Genomic DNA, 21,725 nt, shown 5'->3' with positions numbered 1-21,725 from the left:
ACCAGGGCAATGAGCGCTATGAATTGTTTACTGAAAGAGTTCACACGCATTTTTTGTCAGATCGAACTTGTTGAAAAACGGACTGTATCATAACCTGATTTAGAGGCAGCTTAAACCGCCACCATGACCCGAATGAAATATTGATTATGGTTGATCGGCAGGTATTGCTGCGCCTGTGACTATCAACGCAACAACACCATTTCCTTGAGACGGGTTAACTGATCCCGGGCCGCCGCTGCCTGTTCGAACTCCAGATTGCGGGCATGATCCTGCATCTGTTTTTCCAGTCGGCGAATCTCTTTGGCCAGCGCCTTTTCATCCACCAGCAATGACTCAAGACGGATGTCCTCGGCACTCAATACGTCGGGGGCATCCTGGATCACACCGTCGATCATTTCGCGCACCGATTTGCGTACCCCTTGCGGCACAATACCGTGCTCAGTATTGAAGGCAATCTGCAGATTGCGCCGCTTTTCGGTTTCTTCCATCGCCCGTCGCATGGAATCGGTAATGCGATCGGCATACAGGATGGCGCGTCCATTCAGATTCCGCGCCGCACGGCCGATGGTCTGGATCAGACTGCGTTCCGAACGCAAGAAACCTTCTTTGTCGGCATCCAGAATAGCCACCAGCGACACCTCGGGAATATCCAGCCCTTCGCGCAGCAGGTTGATACCCACCAGAATATCGAAATGGCCCAGACGCAGATCGCGAATAATCTCGACCCGCTCGACCGTATCGATATCCGAGTGCAGATAGCGCACTTTCATGCCGCTTTCGGTCAGATAGTCGGTCAGGTCCTCCGCCATACGCTTGGTCAGCGTAGTGACCAGCACCCGCTCGCCAACCGCGATACGCAACTTGGCTTCTCCCAGCAGGTCGTCCACCTGGGTAAGCGCCGGACGCACTTCGACCATCGGGTCGACCAGACCAGTGGGTCGCACCACCTGTCGCACTATATTGTCGGAATGTTCATTTTCATAGTCCGCAGGCGTGGCCGAGACAAATACGCTTTGCCGCACGCGCTGCTCAAACTCTTCCATCTTCAGCGGCCGGTTGTCCATCGCCGATGGCAGACGAAAGCCGAACTGCACCAGGGTTTCCTTGCGTGATCTGTCGCCACGATACATGGCGCGCAACTGCCCCATCATCCAATGGCTCTCGTCAAAGAACATAAGGGCGTCCTGTGGCAGATAATCGATCAGTGTCGGTGGTGGATCGCCGGGCGCCGCGCCAGATAAATGACGGGAATAGTTTTCGATCCCTTTGCAAAAACCCAGCTCCTGCAGCATTTCGATGTCGAAACGGGTACGCTGCTCGATGCGCTGCGCCTCAACCAGCTGGTTATTGTCGACAAAGAATTTGGTGCGATCGCGCAGCTCTTCCTTGATGGTTTCAATGGCGCGCAACACCGTATCGCGCGGGGTCACATAATGGGAACTCGGGTAAACGGTGAACCTGGGTACGCGCTGACGGATTTTGCCGGTCAGCGGATCAAACAGATCAATACTTTCGAGCTCGTCATCAAACAGGCTCAGCCGGACGGCCAGCTCGGCGCTCTCTGCCGGGAAAATGTCAATCACTTCGCCGCGTACACGGAACGTGCCCCGCGTGAAATCTATATCATTGCGCTCGTACTGCATGGACACCAGACGCGCAAGAATTTCCTGGCGTGGCGTGCGATCGCCGGTGCGCAACACCAGCACCATGGCGTGGTAATCTCCCGGATTACCAATACCGTAAATGCAGGAGACCGTACCGACAATAATGGTGTCGCGCCGCTCCAGCAGGCTTTTGGTTGCCGAAAGACGCATCTGTTCTATATGTTCGTTGATGGACGAGTCTTTTTCTATGAACAGATCGCGCGTTGGCACATAGGCTTCGGGTTGGTAGTAATCATAATAAGAGACAAAATACTCCACCGCATTGCGCGGGAAAAATTCCCGGAACTCCGAATACAGCTGGGCGGCCAGTGTCTTGTTGGGAGCCAGTACCAGCGCCGGGCGGCCCAGACGGGCGATGACATTGGCCATGGTGAAGGTTTTGCCCGAACCTGTGACACCAAGCAGCGTCTGGTACATCAAGCCATCTTCTACGCCCTGGGTGAGCGCTTCAATGGCGGCGGGTTGGTCCCCTGCTGGCGGGTAGGGCTGGTATAGCTGAAACGGGCTGTCGGCAAATTCGATAAATCCGGCTTCGCTCATAGATTGTGCATCCAGGGTTAAATTGGCACTGATTTAGGCGTACAATCGTTCATTATCCACTTTAATTGACCTTCCCTGCAACCTTACCTCTTCTTATTACGATGACCACTCTTTTCAATGCCGTCGAGCTCGCCCCCCGTGATCCGATTCTGGGTCTGAATGAACAATACAACGCCGATACCCGTGATACCAAGGTGAATCTGGGTGTAGGCGTTTATTACGATGATAATGGCAAGATTCCCCTGCTCAAGGCAGTTCAGGAAGCCGAAAATCAGCGTGTGAAGGCGCATGCAGCACGCGGCTACCTGCCCATTGAAGGCATCGGAAATTACAACAAGGGCGCGCAGGAACTGCTTTTCGGCAAGGACGCCGATGTCATCACTGAAGGCCGCGCCCTTACTTTTCAGGCACTGGGCGGCACAGGGGCACTGAAAATCGGCGCCGATTTCTGAAACAGCTGCAACCGGATGCAACGGTTTATATCAGCGACCCGAGCTGGGAAAACCACCGGGCGTTGTTCGAGCGCGCGGGCTTCAACGTACAAACCTATAGCTATTATGACCCGGCCACTCACGGCTTGAATTTTGACGGATTCGTGGCCGCGGTCAAAGCCATGCCGCAAGGGTCCATCATCGTGCTTCATGCGTGCTGCCACAATCCGACCGGCGTTGACCCGAGCCTGGAACAATGGCAACAAATTGCCACCCTGGTCAAGGAGCGCAACCTGGTGCCATTCCTGGACATCGCCTATCAGGGTTTTGGCGAAGGCCTGCAGGAAGACGCTGCCGTGGTGCGCCTGTTTGCTGATCTGGGTATGTCTATGTTCATCAGCTCCTCATTCTCCAAATCCTTCTCCCTGTACGGCGAACGTGTGGGCGCACTCACAGTGGTAACAACCAGCAAGGATGAGGCAACACGCGTCCTGAGTCAGATCAAGCGGGTTATCCGCACCAACTATTCCAACCCTCCTACTCATGGCGGTATGGTGGTGGCGCAGATTCTGAATACGCCGGAACTGTTCGCCCAATGGGAAAGCGAACTGGCGCAAATGCGCGAGCGCATTCGCGACATGCGCAAGCAGCTCACAGACAAACTGAATGCCGCCGGCGTCAAACAGGACTTCAGTTTCGTCATGTCCCAGCGCGGTATGTTCTCCTATTCAGGCCTGACCAAAGAGCAGGTGGAGCGCCTGCGCAATGAGCACGGCATATACGCGGTCAACAGCGGACGTATCTGCGTCGCTGCGCTCAATAGTCGTAACATTGACAGCGTGGTAAAGGCGATTGCTGCCGTGCTGTAATCAGTAGCGTCGCAAATCCGCGGCCTGCAGGCAATTTGTCACTGAAAACGCTTGCCAACCGCTGGTGAATGCGTCAGAATACGGACTGTATATACATACAGTCCGTTTTTTATTCTGTCTCTTTCATTACGGGGAATCATGAGCCTGAAACTTACCGCGCGCCAGCAGGAAATTTTGAATCTGATCAAAGCCGCCGTGGATCGTACCGGCTTTCCCCCAACTCGCGCAGAAATTGCAGCGGCGCTGGGATTCAAGTCTCCCAATGCCGCGGAAGACCATTTGCGGGCGCTCGCTCGAAAAGGGGCCATTACGCTGACGGCAGGCGCTTCGCGCGGCATCCGCCTTGTTGAAGATACCGAATCGGCAACAGCAGGCGCGCCGTCCGGCAGCGCACCCGCCAGTGCCGGCGTTTCCCTGGCCGACAGTCTGCGCCAGCTGATATTGCCCGTGGTCGGCAAGGTGGCCGCCGGCAGCCCTATCCTGGCCACCGAACATATCCATCGCGAACTGTCGGTAGATGCATCTCTTTTCGAGCAGCAGCCCGATTATCTGCTCACGGTCAAGGGTCAGAGTATGCAAAACATCGGCATCATGGACGGCGATCTTTTGGCAGTCAAACGCTCGCCAGATGCTCGCAATGGCCAGATCGTGGTTGCCCGTATTGACGATGAAGTGACAGTCAAGCGCTTTAATCGCCGGGGACGTATTGTCGAACTGCTGCCTGAAAACGACGATTTCTCCCCATTATCGTCTCAGATGAAAATGATTTTGCCATCGAAGGGATTGCAGTCGGCTCATCCGGCCGCATAATCTACACTGATTCCCTTTCGGTGCAGCTATGAATGCCTGGCAGTATTTCAAAAAAGACTTTTCCACCTCGGCGTCCATAGCAGGACTAATTACCGTCCTCGTATCGCTCACAGGACCGGTAGCCATTATTATTCAGGCAGCCAAGGCCGGCGGACTCAGCCAGATGCAACTGACAAGCTGGATCTGGGCTATGTCCATCACCAGCGGTGTGTGCGGCCTCTGGCTTAGTGTCCGCTACCGCACGCCCATTGTCTGCGCTTTTTCCACCGGCGGTGCGGCGCTGCTTATTGATGCGCTTCCTCACTATTCCTACAACGATATCATTGGCGCGTATATCTTTGCCGCACTGCTGGTTGTGTTGCTTGGCGTCAGCGGCCTGTTTTCCCGCCTGATGCAGCATGTGCCGCGCAGTATCGTCTCGGGCATGCTGGCCGGCATACTATTCGCATTTGGCGCCCATCTGTTTGTCTCTCTGCAACAGGCCCCGGCGCTGGTATTGCCAATCATTCTGGCCTACCTGATCATCAAGCGCGTCATACCGCGTTATGCGGTACTGGCGGCACTGCTGACTGGCATTGTGGTGTGTATTGCGTTGGGTCAACTCAACACGCAGGTACTCAGTTTCAGTCTGGTCATTCCGGAGTTTACAGTGCCAGGCCTGTCAATACCGGCGCTTGTCGGGTCGGTATTCCACTGGCTTTTGTGGCGCTGGCTTCGCAATACGCACCGGGTGTCGCCGTCCTGCAATCTAGCGGATATCACCATACACCTATCTCTCCACTCATTACCACCACAGGTATCTCGACCGTTCTGTTTGCTCCTTTTGGCCTGCACGGCACCACCCTGGCCGCAATCACAGCCGCCATATGCACCGGCCCGGAATGCCATCCGGATCCGCAACGCCGATATGTGGCAGGCATTGTTTGCGGCGTATTCTATATATTTTTTGGTTTGTTTGCGACGTTGGTGACCACACTGTTTATTGCCATACCCGAAACATTCGTTGCCTCGCTGGCCGGCCTGGCGCTGCTGGGTGCCCTTTCCTCTGGCCTGGCTGGCGCCATGGCCGAGGAATCAGAACGTGAAGCCGGCGTTATCACCTTTCTGATGACCGCATCCGGCGTCTCTTTTTTTGGTGTGGGCTCGGCGTTCTGGGGCTTGATTGCCGGTGTGGCTGCGTATGCCATTCTGGTGTGGCGGCGCAAACCGCAGAGAGCAGCGCCATAACGACATGACGGCTTATAAGCCGGGGTATTGGCTATACTCCGGATGATCTCTCTGCGTTCTTTTGGGGATCAGAGTCGCGATCGCACTACATCAACTGGCTACGACACTGATTATACTGAGCCGTGTAGCGAGCCGCCCGCTCCCGCACAATTTCAGCCGTCCGCATAAGCCAGGCTTTGGCCTGGTAGCTTTGGTTGCGATAGCCGCTCCAGCCTTCGTGATAATTAAGGTACTGTCCGTAAGCATCCCATTTGGATGTGCCGTTAAGAACCTGCGCTTTGGACATATACCAACCCATGAAATCCAGCGCATCGTCAAAATCATCGCGACTGGCGCTCTGACCGGTTTCGCGTTCGTAATCGCCCCACACTTCGTCTTTGGCCTGGGCATAACCGTAAGCTGAACTGACCCGCCCCCAGGGAATAAACCACAGCAGATAGTTTTTAGGCGGCTTGGCATCGTGCCGATATGACGACTCCTGATACATCATGGCAAAGGGTACCGGAATAGGAACGCCCCATTTTTTCTGCATATCCAGCGCCGCAGTGTGCCATTGCGGCTTCTCCTGAAATATCGCGCACAAGTCTTCCGCATTTTTTGGCGGCGCCGTAGCGCAACCAGCCAGTGTGACAGTACCGGCCAGCATGCCGATTGTAAATATTGTTTTCAATTGCAGCATGGGTTAATTACCTTAATTGCTTTATTGCCTATTTGCAAATATTGTAAAGAATATGGTCTTGAATCGGAAAAAAATCATCTAGAATGGGCATCATCCTAATTTAGGGTCAAGCACCATTATGGCTTATCTGAACCGCTCCGGTATTTACTTCAATACCTTTATCATCATTCTGATTGCGGTCTCGCTCGCATTCCTGAGAATGCTTGTCCCCTTTTACGGCGCAATTTTCTGGGCAATTGTCCTGGCAGTGCTGTTCCGTCCACTGCAACTGTGGATACTGGAGCGCATGCCCGGCAGAAACACCACTGTATCGATAATCACACTTATTATCTGCCTGCTGATTGCCATTATTCCCCTGATCCTGATTTCCATCTCGCTGATTAATGAATCGCTGTTGTTCTATCAACGTATCGAATCCGGCCAATTTAATATCGCCGAATACATCCGTCAGGTATCGGATGCGCTGCCCGCTTCGGTCCGTGACTTTCTTGCCAGATTCGAAATTTACAACCTGTCGTCGCTCTATGCCAAAATTTCATCTGGCATGATGCAAGGCAGTAAGTATCTGGCCACGCAGGCGCTCGATATTGGCCAGAACTTCTTTGCGTTCCTGGTTGAATTCTGCATTATGCTGTATTTGCTGTTCTTCCTGCTCAAGGATGGCCCCGCGCTCACAAGCCGTATCAAAAACCTGATTCCATTGACCGATGACCACAAACAGTTTCTGTTCCAGAAATTCAATACAGTGGTACGGGCAACAGTCAAGGGCAACGTAGTCATCGCCGCAGTACAGGGCGTACTCGGCGGGGTGATTTTCTGGATTCTTGGGATTCAGGGTGCCTTGCTCTGGGCCGTGGTCATGGGCTTTTTGTCATTGTTACCGGCCGTGGGGGCTGCCATTGTCTGGCTGCCTGTCGCCGTTTATTTTTTGATTACAGGCAATCTGTGGAATGGTATCGTCCTGGTTCTGTTCGGCTTCCTGGTCATCGGCTTGTCCGATAATATTCTTCGCCCATTGCTGGTGGGCAAAGACACAAAAATGCCGGACTACCTGGTGCTGATTTCCACGCTCGGCGGCCTTTCCCTATTTGGCCTGACCGGTTTTGTGATCGGCCCGCTGATTGCTGCCATGTTCATCGCCATCTGGGATTTGTTTCCTGCAGCAGTCAATCTGAACGATAAGAACAAGGCCACGCCGGTAACGCACCGTCGCCCGCCACCCCCTGCCAAATAGTCGGAATTATTTCATAACATACTGTTTTTATTAGAAAATTAATGCCGCAACAGAAATTTTGGTTGCGGCATTCTTTGTCTGTATAATGGATTTTCCAACTCACAACAGACGGAGGTCGTCGGTATGTTCCCTGAATATCGTGATTTAATATCCCGGCTCAAAGAAGAAGACGCCAATTTCAAGCGCCTTTTCAAAAAACATAATGATCTGGATCAGGAGTTGCAAAATCTTGAGACGCAGGATTTCAGTGAGAAGCATACTGAAATCGAGAAGAAGAAAAAAGAAAAACTGCAGCTCAAGGATCAGCTCTACAGCATGCTGAAGGAAAGAGCAGCCACCTGATCCACAGCATCGTGAAACGGGGTGCAATGCCCCGTTTTAGTAAAACCCGCCATCAGCCCGCAGCCCCTGCCTGCTTGTAGCAGCAATCGCTGAAACCATACATTTTGATTAATTGACGGTCATGGACAAATCGGCTGGTACAGCCTCATTATGCATGGGGTACTTGAGTGCTTTACGCCTAGCATCACGCGTGCCGATGGCGGTCGAAACCTGACAGAACACCCAATGCGCATGTCGGCATTGCATCCCCTGACCCACCCTCACCGACTGGCGACCAACACATGGTTGTAAGCTGTGATATGTGCTGCGTATTGGTGTCACAATGCTGGGCGTGCCTTGTTAATTGGGCCTGAACCCACGGTGCAGCCCCTTGCACCACTATGCTCCAGCTTGCCCCGCTGGAAAGGGTTGTGTTCGCATCGCCACCGGTTACCGGCATTCTGTCAATCCTGCAAACTCACCTGCCAGTTTACCTCCTGAATCCGTGCATCCAGCTCACGTATGGCCCTTGCCAGCAAATCTGCCTTTTTCTGCACCGTCGCCACATCAATGGCGCTTTTAAACCGCACCTCTGAACGCGTAACCACCGAACGCGAAATAGTGCCCGCTTCAGCCAAATCCAGATAGGTCGCGTGCCGCTGCTTAAGAATATCGCGTTCAGCCAACGCTTCGGTCATGGTTTTACCTGCGACAGAGGTCACCGAATTAGTCTGATTGATACGGCGAATCAATTGCACCAGCTCGGTACACAGTACCTCGTACTGCGCCAGCAATGCGTTGGGATCTTCGGCAGGCACCTCTCCCTCCTGCACAGTCGCGTTGCGCAGCAAACGCGCCTTTAGCTGCGCCAGTCGCGTCTGACAATCACCGCGTAACGCCAAAGCTTCGGCCAGTTTCATTGCTCATCTTCCTTTGTAAAACATCTATGGCATTGCGAGTCGCATCCGCCCTTCCAGGTGATCTGTCCTTGCAGAGGATTCACCGGCCAGACGGTAACAAAATTCTAGCATAATCAATCTATCGGCCGCCCGTCGCGATATCAAAGGCTTTTGCATAGCCATCAAATGAGATGTCCGCGCGATGCGTATGGATTCGGAAAATTGAGAAAACCGTTTGAACATCGCAGCCCAATGCAGTTGGCCTGCTGTAACGAATAGTGTTTGGTGTTTGAAGGTGCCCGTCCTCGTTTATGGAGTAGAGCTAAAGAATACTGACTTTAGACAAAGAATATTGTCTGGAAAACTACCGGAAATAACTGGCTGATATTTGCGACTGTTTTAAATAACAATCATAAAAACCAGTGGTGCCCAAGGGGGGACTCGAACCCCCACACCCGAAGGCACATGGACCTGAACCATGCGCGTCTACCAATTCCGCCACCTGGGCAATACAGAAAACTGTTGTTTACTGTTGAAGAGCTAAGACAAGGATTATATATACTCCCCAAAAAAAACACCAGTAGGTACGCCTGTTTTCATGAAAAAATCGGCGAAAAAAGGCTGCCTGTTGTAAAAATACTTCAAAGCCGATACAGAACCTGACAAGCAGATCCCTGGAACAGCACATATTACGTTCTCTGGCCGGTTCCCGGCTTCTCGTCCACATTGCTTTACCATGCAGGCCCAGCGCGTACGCAGGGTCCTGAAAGCAATGTCATATGTCATATAATCTCTACTGACGCGCAGAGCCCGCTAATAGCACATGCTCTGCCCCTTCCTTATTGCCTATTACTTTTCTTTTGCCAACATGACAACCTTTTCCAATGCTTCACGGCTCCTGTCACGGTTCATCGCCGTTGCCATCAGCACCACAATCATTCCCCTGGCTGCAGCCGGCGAATTTCCCGAAAAGGCCATCCGGCTGTCAGTGGGCTACCCCGCTGGTGGTCTGAGTGATGTCGTAGCACGCAAGCTGGCTGAGAAAGTGGCCGAAACACTCAAGGTCCCGGTTATAGTGGAAAACCGCCCTGGCGCCGGTGGCACGATTAATATTGCAGAAGTGTCCCGGGCCAAACCCGACGGCTATACACTGGCCTTTTCGGCCACCAGCCCACTGACCCTGACGCCGTACTTCTCCAAAGTCAATTACGAACCCGAGAAAGCCGTCACGCCGGTCATCGGCGTCATGTATTCTCCGGTAGTTCTGCTGGGAACACAAACGCTGCAGGCCAGCGATTTCAATGGCTTTATCACGGCGGCAAAACAGGCCCCGGGCAAGCTGCGCTGGGCTACCTCAGGCATGGGGACAATCGGGCACATCATGTTCGGTCAGATCTCGCATGACGCGGGGCTGGACATGAACCTGATTCCATATAAAGGCGGCAGCCAGCAAATGAACGATGCGCTGGGTGGACAATTCGAAGTATTCTCAACCAATGTCTCCGCTACCCTGATAGAAAACATCAAGGCCGGCAAGCTGCATGCGTTGGCTATCGGCGCCGAACAACGTATCGATGGCCTGCCTCAGACCCCACGTTTACCGAACTGGGCAGCCCAAGGCAAATCTGAAATCCAATTTTGGTATTGTCGCTCCAGCCGGTACACCCACCCCGGTGATCGAAAAACTGAACAAGGCATTTGATGCGGCCTTGCGTGATCGTGATATTGCAGACAGCCTGCGCCAATCGGGCAACATCCCCAGCGGCGGCAACGCTGGAGACTTTCAGCGGATTATTGATGAAGAGTCGCGTAATAACCGGGCGATTATTCAGCAGGCCGGATTGGCTGCGAAATAATCGATACCGGCAACCCCTTTTTTATTAACCATTCCTGTGGACCGGCCAATACTTTTTGGCCGTGCATCCACGCGTTTTACCGCGTTACTTACCCGCCTGGTGAACAAGAGACAGCAGACCGGCAGCCAGGGTAAACAGGCTGGCGAATCCGCGATTAAGGATTTTCTGCTGTTTGGCCGAATGCATCAAACGCAAGATCCTGGCCGCCAGCCATGTATAGGCGCTCATGACGATGACATCCACTACCGTCATGGTGATAAACATCACAAGGTATTGCTGTGCAAGCGGCGCGCGCGGGTCGATAAATTGCGGTAACACAGCAAGCAGAAATACCATTGCCTTGGGATTGCTCATGTTGACCAGGAAGCCGCGCAATACCAATCGATGTGCAGGCACGTCTGACACGGGGGCGTCCAGCTGTATCACACGCACCGGAGCCCGCCACTGTTGCCAGGCCAGATAAAGCAAATATAAAACCCCGAACCACTTGATTAGCGCAAAGGCCCAGCTGGTCGTTGTCAGCAATACGCCCACGCCGGCGGCGACAATCGCGATCTGCGCCGCCAGCGCCAGTTGCAGGCCCAGAATATTCCAGAGCCCGCGGCGCACGCCGTGGTTGACGCCGGCAGACATGGAAGCGATCGCGCCCGCGCCGGGCGAAATGCTGATAATCCAGCATGCCAGGAAAAACGCTGACCACAATTGCCATGACATAATCAAAATCCTCTAAGTGCGAAACGGTATGGGCGGTCACCGGCACACAGCCTCGTCAGCGCTTGGCCAGCGACATCTGCAATGACAGCAACTAAAAAATTGGAAAACGAAAACGTTACAAGACTGGCTGCGAAACCACAAGGATGGCAAAAGCCCGGGAGATCGGCCCCCCTATGGCAATCATATAACTGCAGCAACAAGCGGGCACGAACGGCCTGCTTTGACCAGACACAACATTATAGATCAATCTGTCTGTTTTATTCGCAGCTTTTCCGGGCGCCTCAGCTCGTTGGCAAAGCGCTCGTTTGGTAATGTGAGAACCATGCCACATTCTTCCAATTGCCATCATGCCGCTTGCCAGCTACCATGACCGCGATCGCATCGGCGCGCGCGGCCTGCCGCAGATCAATTTTTGTCCTTGCCGATTCAGTACTATGCCAGCGCCTGTCGCAGCCTTGCCAACGCCCATGCTCCAAGCGTAAAAAGCCGCGAATACGCCAGCAACAAAATCCATGATCAAGATCACATTATTTATCAAAATAGCGGTAACTAAATTACACTTAGGGATACATCAAAAAAATGAGGCATTATCAGGAGATATCATGCAAAAAGGCGCCCCGAAAGGTTGTTGGCGATCATCACGAGTGTAATGACGTGTCTGGCTATGGCACCCACCGTCCATGCGCAACCGGCAGATGAAATACGTATCGGCGAAATCAATAGCTACAAGATTTTTCCTGCTTTTCTGGAACCCTATAAAAACGGCATGGTATTGGCGGCGGAGCAGGCCAATGCTGATGGCGGGATCAATGGTCGCAAGCTGAAAATCATTATCCGCGACGATGCAGGCAATCAGGGCAATGCGATCAAGGAAGCCCAGGCTCTGGTCAGCCGGGACAAGGTACATGCGCTGACTGGTGGCTTTTTGTCCAATATCGGGCTGGCGCTAGCCGATTTTGCAGCTCACCGAAAGGTGTTTTATCTGGCCAGCGAACCGCTGACCGACAAACTGGTCTGGGCTGACGGCAATGACTATACCTACCGTCTTCGCGCTTCTACCTATATGCAAGTAGCTATGCTGGTGCCTGAAGCGGCCAAGCTCAATAAAAAACGCTGGGCGATCGTCTACCCCAACTACGAGTATGGGCAGTCTGCGGCCGAGACTTTCAAAACCCTGTTGAAACAGGCGCAACCAGATGTGCAATTCGTGGCCGAACAGGCCACGCCACTGAATAAAGTTGATGCCGGCAATGTGATCCAGGCACTGGGCGAGGCCAAGCCCGATGCTATTTTCAATGTCCTGTTCGGCCCTGATGTCACCAAGTTTGTCCGCGCCGGCACCACCCGCAAATTCTTTGATAACATGCCCGTTGTCAGCCTGTTGACCGGGGAACCCGAATATCTGGATACCCTGGGAGCCGATACGCCAAAAGGCTGGATCGTTACTGGTTACCCATGGCAATTTATCGACACGCCCGAGCACAAGGCATTTCTTGAAGCGTATCAAAAACGATTCAACGACTATCCGCGGCTCGGTTCCATCGTCGGCTATATGGCCATCAAATCACTTGCAGAAGGATTTCGCAAGGCAGGCGCAACCGATACCGAGGCAATCCGCAAGGCATTCTCAGGTCTTGAAGTTGTATCGCCGTTCGGCCCGATTTCCTATCGTCCGCAGGATCATCAATCGACCCTGGGTGCATATGTCGGCAAGCTGGACGTCAAGGACGGTCGCGGCATCATGACAGACATCCGCTATATCGATGGCGCCACTGTCCAGCCCGATGATGCGCAAGTGACCAAGATGCGCCCCGCAAAGTAGCGATGCGGCCCGCGATGATCCATTTATCAAGAGAGGGTACCCGGTGCAGTCACGGAGCCCGCCAGCCACCCCTGCACGCGCCTGGACACTTATTTGAAGCCGGTACCACGCGTTGCGTAACGGCAATTGGCCGGCGCCGGACAACCGGCGCAGACTGTGCACAGGAGTGCTCATGGATCTGAGCGGATTTGCGGTTCTGTTTCTCAACGGCCTGGCCGGTACCTCATCGCTATTCATGGTCGCTTGCGGTCTATCGCTGATTTTCGGTGTCAGCCGCATTGTCAATTTTGCCCATGGGTCGCTGTATATGTTCGGTCTGTATTTTGCCTACAGTCTGGCGACACATTATTTGCCCCCAAACCCGGGCGGGTTCTGGCTCGCATTGCTGCTTGCCGCGCTGCTGGTCGGCGCGCTGGGCGCGGTCATCGAACTGCTGGTGCTAAGGCGTATCTACCAAGCCCCCGAGCTGTTTCAATTGCTCGCCACCTTCGCCCTGGTTCTGGTTCTCAGTGACCTGGCCTTGTGGTTGTGGGCCCCGAGGATCTGCTTGGTCCGCAAGCGCCCGCTCTGGCCAGTTCCGTACCCATCTTCGGCAGGCAATTTCCGACCTATAACCTGCTACTGATTCTGGTCGGCCCGATTGTACTGCTACTGCTCTGGCTACTGCTTAATCGCACGCGCTGGGGCACGCTGATCCGTGCGGCGACCCAGGACAGACAGATGCTTGAGGCACTGGGCGTAAACCAGAGCTGGCTGTTCACCGGCGTATTCGCACTGGGCGCATTCCTGGCCGGACTGGGTGGCGCGTTGCAGCTGCCCATCGAGCCGGCCAGCCTGACCCTGGACTTGTTGACCATTGGCGACGCCTTTGCCGTGGTGGTGATCGGCGGCATGAGCTCCATCCCGGGCGCTTTTGTTGCAGCGTTTATTATTGCCCAAATCAAAGCACTGTGCATCGGGCTGGGAACCGTGCATCTGGCCGGCATTGACATTGCCCTGCCCCAACTGACCCTGGTTGTCGAGTTTCTGATCATGGCCGTCGTGCTTGTCTTCAAGCCGTGGGGACTATTTGGCGCCCGTACCGGAACACCGCGAAATACCGGCGTACCCGAAGCGCCTTACCGTCCGGCCGGTGCACTGCTTAAAACAATCGGTATATGCATCATTGCGCTACTCATCAGTGTGCCCCTGGCGATCGATATTTATCCCTATTTGCCAGTATTGATACAGGATATCCTCATTGCCGTGCTCTTTGCCGCAAGCCTGCATTTCATCATGGGTGCAGGCGGCATGCACTCGTTTGGCCATGCCGCCTATTATGGTGTGGGCGCCTATGCTGCTGCATTGCTGCTGCAGCGGTATGCCCTTCCCATGCCCTTTGCGATGGCACTGGCGCCCTTCGTCGCGGCCATCGCTGCGCTGATCTACGGCTGGTTTTGCGTGCGCCTGTCCGGTATTTATCTTGCCATGCTCACGCTGGCCTTTGCCCAGATTACGTGGTCCGTGGCTTATCAATGGAATGATGTCACCGGCGGCTCCAACGGCATGATTGGCATCTGGCCGGCCGCCTGGCTGGAAGACCCCGTCCATTTTTATTACTTTGTGCTGGCCGTCGTGCTGCTATCGGTGCTGGCGCTGCGCTGGTTATTGTTTTCACCGCTGGGCTATGCGCTTCGGGCCAGCCGTGACTCAATACAACGCAGCGGCGCCATCGGCATCGACAGCATGCGTGTGCAGTGGATTGCATTTGTCATAGCAGGTTTTTTTGCCGGACTGGCCGGTGCACTCTTTGTCTTTTCCAAAGGCAGCATATCGCCCGAAGAGCTGTACGTGAGCAAATCAATCGATGGCCTTGTCATGGTCCTGCTGGGCGGCATTCAATCGATCACCGGTCCCTTAAGTGGCGCAGCGTTTTATGTTCTGCTCCATGACTACATTACTGGCATTACTGAGTACTGGAAAGGACTGTTCGGTTTGATTATCCTGTTATTGGTAATGCTTTTCCCGCAAGGCCTGGGCGGCCTTGGACATCGGATTGGACAGTGGTTTCGCACTGAAAGTCGGATCCAAGCAGCAGGAAAACAGCCATGAATTTGCTTGAGGTCAATCATCTGAGCCGCCGCTATGGCGACTTCATTGCCGTGGACGATATCAGTTTTAGTTTACAGGCCGGCGAACTGCTGGCGCTGATCGGCCCGAACGGGGCAGGCAAAACAACCACATTCAATATGATCGGCGGACAATTGCCGGTTACGCGTGGCAGTATCCTGCTTGCCGGCGAGTCCATTGCCAATCTGCCGGCACGACAGATATGGAAAAAAGGCGTGGGCCGCACCTTTCAGATTGCTGCCACCTTCAGTTCTTTTACCGTGTTGCAGAACATTCAAAATGCCCTGCTCGCCTATCGACGTCGCACCTATCACATATGGCAGTCGGCCGACAGGCTGTACCGACAGCAGGCCAGTTCCCTCCTTGAACAGGTTGGCATGCTGACGCAGGCCGATCGCCCATGCTCGGAACTGGCTTATGGCGATGTCAAACGTGTTGAACTTGCCATGGCGCTGGCCAGTGAACCCAGGCTCCTGCTGATGGATGAACCCACCGCAGGGATGGCACCCCGCGAGCGCCAGGAGTTGATGACATTGACACGCGACATCGCCCAGGCGCGCAATACTGCTGTATTGTTTACCGAACACAGCATGGACGTGGTCTTTGGATTTGCCGACAGAATACTTGTGCTGGCCCGGGGCCAACTCATCGCACAGGGCACGCCGCGCGAAATTCGCGACGACCCTAACGTGCGGCAGGTGTATTTCGGTACAGGCCTGAACCTGCAGCAAGACAGTGTCCCATCTGCCCTCTCGCACGCCGGGACAGATACAGCAACCGGGGTACGCCCATGACCCGTTTATCGCCTGCTACCGGCACGCATCAACAGCAAACACTATTGCAAGTTCAGAATCTGACGCCTGGTATGGTGCCGCCCATATCCTGTTTGATATCAACCTGTCTGTCGGAAAAGGTGAAGTGGTGGCCTTGATGGGCCGTAACGGCGCCGGTAAATCCACGACCATAGAAAGCATTATGGGGCTGGTACACCATCGCGGTACGCTCCAGTTTATGGGCCACGATATTGGTGCCTGGAAACCATATCAGATTGCGCGGGCCGGTATCGGCTTCGTCCCTGAAGAACGGCGGATTTTTGCCGATCTGAGTGTCATGGAAAACCTCGATACCGGCAGACAGCCCCCTCGCGTCTGGCCAGATGGCCAGGCTGTCGCCCATTGGTCGGTTGAGTCAATTTTTACGCTATTTCCCAATCTGGCAGGCATGCGTTCACGGCGCGGAGGGCAAATGAGCGGTGGCGAACAGCAAATGCTTGCCGTTGCGCGCACCCTGATGGGCAACCCCTACCTGCTGCTGCTGGACGAACCCTCCGAAGGCGTAGCGCCCATTGTGGTCGAACAGATGATAAAGATGGTGCTTGCCCTTAAAGAGCAAGGCGTAAGCATTCTGTTGTCGGAACAGAACATGGATTTCGCCCGGCAGGTATGCGACCGGGTCTACATCCTGGAAAAAGGCCAGATCAAATATGAAGACACGATGCACGCGCTTGTCCACGACGCGCAGGCCAAAGCACATTTTCTGGCGGTCTGATACAAGCAACACCAGGCTGCAAGGCAAAAACTTCGCTAGACGCATACTCCCGCAGGGCGCTGTTTGCGCCTGACCGATCCGAAAGCGATAGATCGACTATGTTATAATATGTAAGAAATATATATGAAAAAACATGGGGATTACAGGGATAATCCTCTTGCATTACACGTTGTGATGGTTACCTGCTGTACGAGTAGTGTCGTGTCGCTGCAAGCCTTCCATCGGCTGCGTTACCCGATCATAAAAACTACAATTAACCGCCGTTCCCGCATTTTTAATTGCTATCAAGGTCACGCGCATACCATGATTAAACATCAGCTTCTGAACAAGGATTCCGTTTACTGCAATACTTGTGTGCTGGGGCATATTTGCGTACCGCAGGGGCTCAGTGCACAAGACGCGGCACGACTGAATGAATTAGTCAAGGAACGAATCCGTATCCCCAAAGGCACCCTCTTTTTTAAAGCGGGCGATCGACTCACGGCCCTGTATGGTATCCGCTCGGGCTCCATGAAACTGCAACTGGAGAACGAATCAGGCCATATGCAAATTACCGGTTTTGTCTTTGCCGGTGAAATCATTGGTCTTGATGCGCTTGCAGAGAACGTACATGTATCCAATGCAATCGCCATGGAAGATACAGAGGTATGTGTCATCCGCATGAACGACCTGAGTTATCTGTCTAAGGAAATTCCCGCCCTGGCCTATCGCGTCACACGGTTGATGAGCCAGGAAATCTCGCGCTCGCACAGCATGGTGCTATCGCTGGGCGCGATGCGCTCCGAACAACGGCTTGCTGCATTCCTGATCAATTTATCGCAGCGCTTCGCCTGCCTGGGCTATTCGGGAAGTGAATACGTGCTTCGCATGAGTCGCGAGGAAATTGGCAATTATCTGGGGCTGACGCTTGAAACGGTGAGCCGCCTGCTGTCGCGGTTTGCCAAGGAAGGGTTGATTCGTATTCATCAACGTGAAGTACGAATCCTGGATTTTAACGGGCTGCAAACATTGATTCAAAACGAGAATATACACCGAGCTGACTTGCGCAAGGCGCTTGCCTGAATGCGCCTTTTGTGAGGCCGCCAAGCCAGCAATGGTGGCTGGCATTTTTATCATCACCTCATACTGATGCATCCCGAGGCTGAGCGCACAAAACCTGCCGTTCAATTACCAAGAGAGACTGCCACTCACAGAGTGCGCTCTGGCGCATTGTTAATCGTCCAGTTCGGTTTGCCGGGAAAACAGTGAGAGTTGGTTGCCGCTGTTAGCCATGAAAAAACTGAGTGTGCTGGAGAACGCGGCGGTCAACCAGAAGAGGAAAAATCCGGCAGCATAGGCCAGCTCACTGGATATGCGAATATGCCCAAACAAGGGAATATCCCGCGGATCAACCAGCGCAAATACCACGCCACTGGCAAATCCGGCAGCGAGAAAGGATGGCCAGAGTATCCACATGATCGTGCGCATAATTACTCCCGCTTGACGTTGGTATGGATTGGCGGCGCATGCGGGACCAGCGGCCCGGTTCCTTCACGCGTCACAACCAGCCCCTGCTTGCGGGCATCCAGTCGTACATCGCGGTCGGGGTTGTTCTGGAATGCCAGAACAATGGTAATCACGCAGCCGACAATGGCCACAAAAGGACCGGCCATCAGCAGCCACGGCCAAGGCTCCCGGTACCACGGTCCATTATCTCGTTCCTGCAGTTGCATCCTTGTGCTCCTTGTCAATTAGGGACAAAAAAAGTAGTTTCCTGTTGGGCCGATAATGCGCCATCGGTCTTATCCGTGTTTTCAATATGCAGACTCAATGGATGCAATCCCTTGGCCGAGCCCTGTACCGGCACGCGAATGACCATGGGAACCCATTGGTTGGAAAAAGCCGGCACATCGATCTGTTGCTCATTGTCTTCCCCGACTAATACCGTGACTTGCGGCATCTCTTTGGAGGTGGCTTTAAGAACAAATTTCTGATCTTTTTCCGACATATTGATAACCTGAATACGATAGATATTCTCGATCATTCCACCCGGTATCTCTCGCCCAAGCACGCCACGGTCACGCACGATATCAACCCTTAACGGTGAGCGAAGCGAGAGCGAAATCAGCAGGCCGATAATGAAGACGCTCAGCAGTGCGATGTACACATAAATACGAGGCTTGAACAAACGCTGACGGGCCTGTTTGCTGTCAAGCCCATCGAGCATACCGCTTTCCGATGTATAGCGAATCAGTCCGCGCGGATAATTCATTTTGTCCATCACCTGGTCACAGGCGTCAATACAGGCGCCACAGCCAATGCACATATACTGCAGACCGTCCCTGATGTCGATTCCGGTTGGACAGACTTGTACGCATATGGTGCAGTCAACGCAATCGCCCAGGCCGGCCTGGCTGGGAATCACTTTCTTGGAGCGACGACCGCGCGGCTCGCCGCGGATCCGGTCATAAGTCACTACAAATGTATCCTTGTCGACCATCACGCTTTGAAAGCGCGCATAGGGCACATGTACTTACAGACGGACTCCCGCAAGAAACCGGCGTTGCCCCAGGTCGCAAAGGAATAAAAGATCATCCAGAACCACTGCCAAAAACCCAGTTCCAAATGGATGAGCTCAACGCCCAGTTCCCGAATAGGCGAAAAATAGCCAATAAAGGTCGAGCCCGTCCACCAGGCCACCACAATCCATAAAAAATGCTTGGTGGCTTTTATCCTGAACTTGCGCAAGCTCATTGGAGATTCATCGAGCCGGATACGGGCAACACGATCACCTTCGATCTTGCGCTCTATCCACATGAAAATTTCGGTATAGACCGTTTGCGGACAGGCATACCCACAAAACAGCCGGCCGGCAAGTGCAGTAAACAGGAACAGCCCATAGGCCGAAATGATCAGGATGATGGCCAGATAAAAAACATCCTGCGGCCAGAGCACAATGCCGAAGATATAGAATTTGCGCTCTGCCAGATCGAATAACACCGCCTGGCGCCCATTCCATTGCAGCCAGGGCAAGCCATAGAACACCGCCTGCGTGACAAGCACCAGAATGATCCGCCATTTGGCAAACACACCGGTTACAGAGCGCGGATATATTTTTGCGCGAATCTCCTCGATCTGCGTGCTGCTGTCATCGGCGGAGGCGGCCTGCGCCGGGACCAGCCTGGGTGGTTGCCAGGCAGGCACATCCTGATTGGCAGACGGCTCTGGTTGCTTGTCAGACATGATTGATGGTTCTTCTATGCGTGATTATTTATTGGATAAACCCCAAACATAGGCGGCCAGCATGCGGATCTGATCTTCGGACAAATTATGTTTCTGTGCTGGCATCACACCCTGGCGTCCGTGCAAAATCGTGTTGACAATAGTCTCGCGGGAGCTGCCGCCGAGCCAGATCGCATCGGTCAGGTTGGGTGCGCCCAGCGCCTGGTTTCCCTTGGCGTCCATACCATGACAGGCGAAGCATACCTTTTTGAACCCGGCCTCTCCGGCAGCCAGCAAGGTCGGATCGCTGGCCAGACCGGAAAGCGAACGCACATAGTGGGCAATTTCATTGGCCTGCGAAGGTGTAATGACCGCAGCAAGAGGCGCCATTACGCCGTGCCGTCCTTCGGTGATGGATTTGACAATCACTTCGGGTGTGCCACCGTAGAGCCAGTCGCCGTCAGCCAGATTAGGAAAGTTGGGCGAACCTTTGGCATCGGACCCATGGCATTGCGCACAGTTATTCAGAAAGAGCCGCTTGCCGATGGCGTTTGCCTCGGGATTGGCCGCCAGTTCCTGAACAGATAACGCAGAGAACTTGTCAAATAAAGGTTTGATTTGCGCCGCCTGTTCCTCGCGTTCGGCAACGACCTGCTTGGCAGCGGTATATCCGAGCAGCCCAGGATATGAGCCGAGCGCCGGATACAGCACCATGATACTCAGTGCGATAACACAAAGCCCCAAGTACATGACCGTCCACCAGCGCGGCACGGGATTATTGAGCTCGCGCAAGTCTTCATCCCAGACATGACCGGTATCTTCGACTTGCGGCGTTGCGCTCTTGAGCCATCGACGCTGGGTAAACAGCAGCCACACGCACCATACCACCCCGGCCAGAGACACGATGGCAATGTAATAACTCCAAGAATTACTGAAAAAATCACTCATTTTTTATACCCTTCACCACGAGTTGTCGTTGCTTCGTCGGGGACGGCAAACGGCAGATACGATGCCTCTTCGTTATCGCTCACCCGATGCCTGGACCAGGCCCAGGCAATGATCCCGAAAAAGGTCATAATGGATACGATGGTCATGATCCCGATCACGAGGTCCATATGTTCACCTGTCCCTGTTCCCGTCTAGTTGGACGCCGCTGCGTCCTGTTCACGCATTGCAGCCAGATATCCGATGCCCAGGCTTTGCAAATAGGCAATGATGGCGTCCTCTTCCGTTTTACCCTTGAGCGCAGCCGGTGCTTCGTTGATTTGCTGATCGGTATATGGCACGCCCAGGGTCCGCAATGCCTTCATGCGCGCTTGAATATTTTCATTGGACACGTCCTTGTTCTGCAGCCAGTAATAACCCGGCATATTGGACTCCTTCACCACGTCGCGCGGATTGCGCAAGTGGATACGATGCCATTCATCTGAATAGCGCCCGCCCACCCGGGCCAGATCAGGTCCGGTCCGTTTGGAACCCCACAGGAACGGATGGTCGTACACGAACTCGCCAGCCACCGAATAAGGGCCGTAACGGGACACTTCGGACTGCAGCGTACGGATCTGCTGGGAATGACAGCCGACACAGCCTTCTTTGATGTAAACATCCCGGCCGATGAGCTGCAGTGCCTGCAGAGGTTCAACACCAGGCGCTGCCTTTGTTGTGTAGTGCTGGAAAAACAGCGGCACGATTTGCACCAGACCAGCGACGGCAACGACGAGGATCGAAAAGATAATCAGAAGCCCGACGTTTTTTTCCAGTGTTTCATGGGTGAACAAACGCTTTTTTTGATTCGTCATGA

Annotated in this window: 17 protein-coding genes, 1 tRNA gene and 5 pseudogenes; 12 read left to right on the top strand and 11 right to left on the bottom strand. The window is 53.8% G+C overall.

Annotation, left to right across the window (positions count from 1 at the left end; all coding sequences use genetic code 11):
- Window positions 1–182 precede the first annotated feature (182 nt).
- Complete coding sequence (uvrB, locus tag TKWG_RS08750) at window positions 183–2,204, bottom strand: excinuclease ABC subunit UvrB (RefSeq protein ID WP_014750495.1); 2,022 nt, start codon at window positions 2,202–2,204, stop codon at window positions 183–185.
- A 101-nt stretch (window positions 2,205–2,305) separates the two neighbouring features.
- Between uvrB and TKWG_RS08745 the strand changes: the two are divergent.
- From TKWG_RS08745 to TKWG_RS25930, 4 genes and pseudogenes are all read left to right on the top strand, one after another.
- A pseudogene (locus TKWG_RS08745) lies at window positions 2,306–3,504 on the top strand (amino acid aminotransferase).
- Window positions 3,505–3,642: 138 nt separating this feature from the next.
- Entirely contained in the window at window positions 3,643–4,314 is a 672-nt protein-coding gene (gene lexA, locus TKWG_RS08740) for a transcriptional repressor LexA (protein WP_014750494.1), read from the top strand.
- Between the two features lie 28 nt (window positions 4,315–4,342).
- Window positions 4,343–4,930 (top strand): annotated as a pseudogene (locus TKWG_RS25935) (benzoate/H(+) symporter BenE family transporter); the annotation flags it as partial.
- Window positions 4,897–5,541, top strand: coding sequence for a benzoate/H(+) symporter BenE family transporter (locus TKWG_RS25930; RefSeq protein ID WP_322786625.1), 645 nt, complete (start codon window positions 4,897–4,899; stop codon window positions 5,539–5,541). The pseudogene TKWG_RS25935 and the gene TKWG_RS25930, both read left to right, overlap by 34 nt.
- Window positions 5,542–5,626: 85 nt before the next feature.
- On the opposite strand, the gene TKWG_RS08730 is transcribed toward TKWG_RS25930, so the two are convergent.
- Complete coding sequence (locus tag TKWG_RS08730) at window positions 5,627–6,220, bottom strand: transglycosylase SLT domain-containing protein (RefSeq protein WP_014750491.1); 594 nt, start codon at window positions 6,218–6,220, stop codon at window positions 5,627–5,629.
- Between the two features lie 118 nt (window positions 6,221–6,338).
- Here TKWG_RS08730 and TKWG_RS08725 point away from each other — a divergent pair, with 118 nt between their 5' ends.
- Together TKWG_RS08725 and TKWG_RS08720 are read left to right on the top strand one after the other, a co-directional pair.
- Window positions 6,339–7,454, top strand: coding sequence for an AI-2E family transporter (locus TKWG_RS08725; RefSeq protein WP_014750490.1), 1,116 nt, complete (start codon window positions 6,339–6,341; stop codon window positions 7,452–7,454).
- A gap of 123 nt (window positions 7,455–7,577) precedes the next feature.
- On the top strand, window positions 7,578–7,796 hold the full coding sequence (locus tag TKWG_RS08720) for a YdcH family protein (RefSeq protein ID WP_014750489.1): 219 nt from the start codon (window positions 7,578–7,580) through the stop codon (window positions 7,794–7,796).
- Window positions 7,797–8,239: 443 nt separating this feature from the next.
- Here the strand turns inward: TKWG_RS08720 and TKWG_RS08715 are convergent, their stop codons facing one another.
- The gene (locus TKWG_RS08715) at window positions 8,240–8,695 is read right to left on the bottom strand and encodes a DIP1984 family protein (protein ID WP_014750488.1); all 456 of its coding nucleotides are present in this window, start codon (window positions 8,693–8,695) and stop codon (window positions 8,240–8,242) included.
- Window positions 8,696–9,097: 402 nt separating this feature from the next.
- Window positions 9,098–9,182: transfer RNA gene (locus TKWG_RS08710), tRNA-Leu, on the bottom strand.
- Window positions 9,183–9,497: 315 nt separating this feature from the next.
- Between TKWG_RS08710 and TKWG_RS08705 the strand changes: the two are divergent.
- Window positions 9,498–10,530 (top strand): annotated as a pseudogene (locus TKWG_RS08705) (Bug family tripartite tricarboxylate transporter substrate binding protein).
- Window positions 10,531–10,614: 84 nt separating this feature from the next.
- On the opposite strand, the gene TKWG_RS08700 reads toward TKWG_RS08705, so the two are convergent.
- Window positions 10,615–11,244, bottom strand: a complete 630-nt coding sequence (locus TKWG_RS08700) for a LysE family transporter (RefSeq protein WP_014750485.1) — start codon at window positions 11,242–11,244, stop codon at window positions 10,615–10,617.
- 649 nt (window positions 11,245–11,893) lie between these two features.
- Here TKWG_RS08700 and TKWG_RS08695 point away from each other — a divergent pair.
- The 5 genes and pseudogenes from TKWG_RS08695 to TKWG_RS08675 all read left to right on the top strand — a co-directional run bounded on the left by TKWG_RS08695 (window position 11,894) and on the right by TKWG_RS08675 (window position 17,785).
- Window positions 11,894–13,066: an ABC transporter substrate-binding protein gene (locus tag TKWG_RS08695; protein ID WP_238534342.1), complete on the top strand. Its 1,173-nt coding sequence runs from the start codon at window positions 11,894–11,896 to the stop codon at window positions 13,064–13,066.
- Window positions 13,067–13,238: 172 nt separating this feature from the next.
- Window positions 13,239–15,157: pseudogene (locus TKWG_RS08690) on the top strand (ABC transporter permease).
- Window positions 15,154–15,969 carry an ABC transporter ATP-binding protein gene (locus tag TKWG_RS08685; RefSeq protein WP_014750483.1) on the top strand — a complete coding sequence of 272 codons (816 nt, stop codon included), beginning with the start codon at window positions 15,154–15,156 and terminating at the stop codon, window positions 15,967–15,969. Before TKWG_RS08690 ends, TKWG_RS08685 begins: the two are co-directional and overlap by 4 nt.
- 7 nt (window positions 15,970–15,976) lie before the next feature.
- On the top strand, window positions 15,977–16,723 hold the full coding sequence (locus TKWG_RS08680; protein WP_238534400.1) for an ABC transporter ATP-binding protein: 747 nt from the start codon (window positions 15,977–15,979) through the stop codon (window positions 16,721–16,723).
- Between the two features lie 303 nt (window positions 16,724–17,026).
- Window positions 17,027–17,785, top strand: a complete 759-nt coding sequence (locus tag TKWG_RS08675) for a helix-turn-helix domain-containing protein (protein ID WP_041710027.1) — start codon at window positions 17,027–17,029, stop codon at window positions 17,783–17,785.
- Between the two features lie 150 nt (window positions 17,786–17,935).
- On the opposite strand, the gene TKWG_RS08670 is transcribed toward TKWG_RS08675, so the two are convergent.
- From TKWG_RS08670 to ccoO, 6 genes and pseudogenes are all read right to left on the bottom strand, one after another.
- Window positions 17,936–18,190, bottom strand: a complete 255-nt coding sequence (locus TKWG_RS08670; RefSeq protein WP_014750480.1) for a hypothetical protein — start codon at window positions 18,188–18,190, stop codon at window positions 17,936–17,938.
- Window positions 18,191–18,192: 2 nt separating this feature from the next.
- A complete protein-coding gene (locus TKWG_RS08665) occupies window positions 18,193–18,435 on the bottom strand; it encodes a FixH family protein (RefSeq protein WP_014750479.1) in 243 nt (80 codons plus the stop codon).
- A 14-nt stretch (window positions 18,436–18,449) separates the two neighbouring features.
- Window positions 18,450–19,945: pseudogene (ccoG, locus tag TKWG_RS08660) on the bottom strand (cytochrome c oxidase accessory protein CcoG).
- A 24-nt stretch (window positions 19,946–19,969) separates the two neighbouring features.
- Entirely contained in the window at window positions 19,970–20,872 is a 903-nt protein-coding gene (gene ccoP, locus TKWG_RS08655; protein WP_014750478.1) for a cytochrome-c oxidase, cbb3-type subunit III, read from the bottom strand.
- The gene (locus TKWG_RS08650) at window positions 20,869–21,039 is read right to left on the bottom strand and encodes a cbb3-type cytochrome oxidase subunit 3 (RefSeq protein WP_014750477.1); all 171 of its coding nucleotides are present in this window, start codon (window positions 21,037–21,039) and stop codon (window positions 20,869–20,871) included. Before TKWG_RS08650 ends, ccoP begins: the two co-directional genes overlap by 4 nt.
- Before the next feature lie 24 nt (window positions 21,040–21,063).
- Complete coding sequence (gene ccoO, locus TKWG_RS08645) at window positions 21,064–21,723, bottom strand: cytochrome-c oxidase, cbb3-type subunit II (protein WP_014750476.1); 660 nt, start codon at window positions 21,721–21,723, stop codon at window positions 21,064–21,066.
- Window positions 21,724–21,725 lie beyond the last annotated feature (2 nt).

The organism is Advenella kashmirensis WT001 (assembly GCF_000219915.2).
GTDB lineage: Bacteria > Pseudomonadota > Gammaproteobacteria > Burkholderiales > Burkholderiaceae_B > Advenella > Advenella kashmirensis.
This window is presented reverse-complemented; position numbering and strand designations above follow the sequence as displayed.